Here is a 4,014-nt window from a genome sequence, read left to right on the forward strand (position 1 = left end):
GACAAAAAAGTGTTTACAAATTGAATCATTCCTAACCTCTCTTTCCTCTGCCGCCCGCTTTCCGGTTCCCTCTTCAGGCAAGCTCCCACACTCCGGTGGAAAGAAAGCGCTCCGCCTGCCGGGACGCCTTTTCTATGATTTCCTTCTCATAACCCATGATTTCCAAAAGCTTGATGGCGTTTCTGGTAGCTGCCTTTCCCTTCATCAGCCGATAGTTAAAAAATACATCCCCGTCCCTGATATCCTCCTCAAAATGATAATTGTCGAAGAAATCCCGCAAAAGATCGGTCATCTCAATATCATGCGTGGCGGCAAAGCACAAAATATTACTTCCCGTCAGGCTCTTTAAAATCTGGGTGGAGGCTGCAATCCGCTCCACAGTATTGGTGCCCCGAAGCACCTCGTCCACAAAGCACAATACCTTTCCCTCTGTCCTTTCGGCTGCATCTAAAATCCGTTTTAACGCCTTGATCTCCACAATATAATAGCTTTCGCCGCCCTTCATATCATCCCGCAGAGACATGGAGGAATAAATGTGAAAAAAGGGAGCGCTGTAGCTTGCTGCCAGACAGGTGTGAATGGTCTGGGCAAGAATGACATTTACCGCCACCGTCTTTAGAAACGTAGATTTACCCGAGGCATTGGAGCCGGTCAGCAAAACACCCCTTCCAGCGGAAATGCTGTTTTTCACTGGATCAGAAAGCATGGGATGCCAGGCCTTTTCAAGCACAAGCTCCTCCCCTTTTCCAAGCTTTGGCACACAATATTCTTCCCCCAGGGAAACCCTGAAGGCTCCGATAGCAATGGCTGTCTCCACATATCCTACACATGTAATCAAACCGTCCACATCCGCAAGATGCTTTGTCAGCTGTGAAAGCATCCTGTTAAATTTGATCAAATCCACATGAAATGTCATGCGGATATAGTCCATCACAATATCAAGGGGATTTCCAGTGGATGCGTTGCGGTTGCTTGAAAAGACCCAAAAGGAACCCCTTTTCATGCCGCTCAGACCGTTTTTACAGCGTTCCATTTCCTCCCATTCCCTCTTTAAGGGTGGAATTTCTATTTTCAGCAGACCGTCGCAGACAGTCAGCAGACGCATCACATAGGCAAAGCTGGTAATATAGGGATCAATCTCGTTTTTCTCCTTAAAATAAGAGATAATGTTAAAGAGAATCAACACTACAATCCCACAGATTCCAACGGTGTACCAAAAAGGAAGCATACAAAGAAAGGGCACAAACAAACCGTCCATCAGGTAATGTCTTGTGTTGCTTCTCTTTCCCAGATAATTCAGATTATCCAGATAGTCATAAATGGAAAACTTGCCTGTATGTCCCAGCTTCCGCATCAAAAGCTGCACCCCTACTCTTTCGTCGGGATGTCCCAGAAAATACTCCGTCACCTCCTCCAGATGAGAAAGCTCCTCCACAGACTGCCCCGGCGTGCGCAGTGTGTAATACAGGTATTCTTCCCCGGAAGCGGAAAAGGTATAATTCAGCCGTTTGAAAATATCATCCATATTCAGGTCATTCCAGGTGATATCATCTATCTGCCCTTCTTTTCCGTGCTTGTGAAAAAAGCTTCCCATGCGCGCATAGCGTTCCAGAGCATATTCCTTTTGGGGCAGCGTTCCAAAATCCTCGTATAGAGATTGAATAAATCTCTGCTTCTGCTTTTTGGCCAAAATCCCTTCCCGGATAAAGACAGCCAGCAAAAATAAACCGACTGCCAAGAAAAACAAAAATAATTCCATTTTAAATTTAAACTTCTTCCTTCTCTTTTTCCCAGCGCCGCATCCCCTACTGGGAAAGCAGGCGCTTTACAATCTCATTGCAGTTTTGATAAATTCTCTCGGGACTTTCTCCCACATTGAATTCACCCTTATAATATAAAATTTTCCCGTTGATCATCGTCATGCACACATTGGACTTGCTTCCGCTGTACACCAGATTTTTGGGAATGTTATGCAGCGGCTGCATATTGGGCTGGTTTAAATCAATCATAATCAAATCCGCATATTTCCCTTTAGCCAGCACGTCAGAGCGGTTTAAACGCATGGCCTTGGCTCCGTTTACTGTGGCCATACGCAGCACATCCATAGCGTCCAGGCTGGAGGCGTCATTTTCCCGAACCTTGCTCAGCCCTGACACCAGAAACATTTCCCGGAACATGTCCAGGCAGTTATTGCTTGCAGGCCCATCCGTACCGATGGCCACCGGAATTTTTCTCTTCTGAAACTGTGCTATGGGTGCAATGCCGCTGGCAAGCTTTAAATTGGAAGCCGGGTTTGTGATGACATATAATCTGCGTCTGCGGAATACGTCCATATCCTCCTGTGTCATATGCACACAGTGATAGCACCCGCCGCCATACTCAAACATCCCAAGGGAATCCAAAAACACAGCCGGTGTGATACCGTACCTCTCCTTGCACTGCTCCACCTCGGTCTGTGTCTCCGCCAGATGGGTGTAGATAGGCGCATGATACTTGTGCGCCAGCTGGCAGATATCCCATAAAAGCTCCTTGGAGCAGGTGTATTCCGCATGAAATCCCAGCTGATAGCTGATCAGGGAATTTTTCCGGTTCCATTTCAGATATTCTGCCTCCACCTGTTCTAAGGAAGAGCTGAAATCATTCAGGCCGCTTACCAGCACACACCGCATGCCGGTGTCCAGACATGCCTCTGCAGCCGTGTCCGGCGTCAAATACATATCAAAAATAGAAGTAATGCCGGAGGTCACATACTCTAACACCGCCAGCTTGGTGAGATGGTAGATATCCTCGCCGCTCAGCTTGGCCTCCATGGGAAAAACCTTCTCATTCAGCCATTTCTGCAAGGGTACATCATCCGCAAAGGACCGCAGAAAGGTCATTCCGGAATGAGTATGCGCATTCTTAAAGCCCGGCATCAAAAGATTCCCCTTGCAGTCGATCTCAATATCCCAGACGATCCTGGGAATATCCCGGTTCCATTCGCTTTCTAACTCCGCTTCCTCCGCCACATAGACAATTCTCTCATTTTTTACCCAGATTTCCCCGTCAAAAACTGGTCTGTCCTTTTCCATGGTAAGAATCTTTGCATTGTATAAACGTATATTCATATGATTGAGCTCCCTCCAAAGCCATAAGGCAGCAATTCCCCCAGGGAATAGCTTTTGTAATCATCCTCACTTTTCGCCACAAAAATCAGAAAGTCCTCATCTGCAAACTCTTTCATGACCTGTCTGCAGATGCCGCAGGGAAAGGCATATTCCCTGGGAGCTTCCCCCTCCATGCCGCCGGCCACCGCAATGGCCAAAAACCTGCGCTCCCCTTCATTCACCGCCCGAAAGATGGCGTTTCGCTCCGCACAGCAGCAGGCGCCGTAGGAGGCGTTTTCCACATTTCCACCCTGGTATATCCTCCCCTCCCAGGTCAAAAGGGCCGCTCCCACCTGATAATGAGAGTAAGGGGCGTAAGAGCGCTTCCTTGCCCCGAGGGCTTTCCTTACCAGCTTTTTTTCCAAAGCCTTTTCCATCCTTTTTCCATCCTGTCCCATATGTGTCCTGCCTTAACACAGCTTTCATTCCCCACAGGGTTTACAGCCTTTCCACAAATTTTGTCAGCAGCTGTTTAAAACGAGGCGCCGCCATGTCTGCAGCCTCCTGCACCTCCTCATGGGTAAGGGGCTGGTCCGTCATGCCTGCCGCCAGATTGCTGATACAGGAAATTCCGCAGATACGCATTCCCATGTGATTGGCGGCAATGGCCTCCACCACCGTGCTCATCCCCACTGCGTCGCAGCCAAGCTGACGCAGCATGCGGATTTCCGCCGGGGATTCAAAGGAGGGCCCCGTCAGCTGGGCATACACTCCCTCCTGGAGCGGAATATCATTTTCCATAGCAGTCTCCCGAAGCAGCTCGCATAGACTCTCGTCATAAACACTGCTCATATCCGGAAACCGCGTTCCCAGCTCATCTATATTTGGCCCAATCAAAGGATTGGGAGCAAACAGGGAAATGTGGTCC

4 protein-coding genes are annotated in these 4,014 nt (G+C 48.6%); all 4 read right to left on the minus strand.

The features are described 5' to 3' along the window. Positions 1–73: 73 nt before the first annotated feature. The gene (locus AC1WIP_RS12525; protein WP_481142143.1) at positions 74–1,759 is read right to left on the minus strand and encodes a MutS-related protein; all 1,686 of its coding nucleotides are present in this window, start codon (positions 1,757–1,759) and stop codon (positions 74–76) included. A gap of 46 nt (positions 1,760–1,805) precedes the next feature. Beyond that, on the minus strand, positions 1,806–3,107 hold the full coding sequence (locus AC1WIP_RS12530; protein ID WP_481142144.1) for an amidohydrolase: 1,302 nt from the start codon (positions 3,105–3,107) through the stop codon (positions 1,806–1,808). Next, entirely contained in the window at positions 3,104–3,523 is a 420-nt protein-coding gene (gene cdd / locus AC1WIP_RS12535) for a cytidine deaminase (protein WP_481142145.1), read from the minus strand. Before cdd ends, AC1WIP_RS12530 begins: the two co-directional genes overlap by 4 nt. Positions 3,524–3,584: 61 nt before the next feature. Then, the coding region (locus tag AC1WIP_RS12540; RefSeq protein WP_481142146.1) for a purine-nucleoside phosphorylase at positions 3,585–4,014 on the minus strand (430 nt) is incomplete at its 5' end.

The sequence above is a fragment of the Acetatifactor sp. genome (assembly GCF_982438285.1).

Bases quoted from the DNA above. Each gene is read 5' to 3' on its own strand.
- AC1WIP_RS12525 (WP_481142143.1), bottom strand. From the start codon at position 1,759: ATGGAATTATTTTTGTTTTTCTTGGCAGTCGGTTTATTTTTGCTGGCT.
- AC1WIP_RS12530 (WP_481142144.1), bottom strand. From the start codon at position 3,107: ATGAATATACGTTTATACAATGCAAAGATTCTTACCATGGAAAAGGAC.
- cdd (WP_481142145.1), bottom strand. From the start codon at position 3,523: ATGGAAAAGGCTTTGGAAAAAAAGCTGGTAAGGAAAGCCCTCGGGGCA.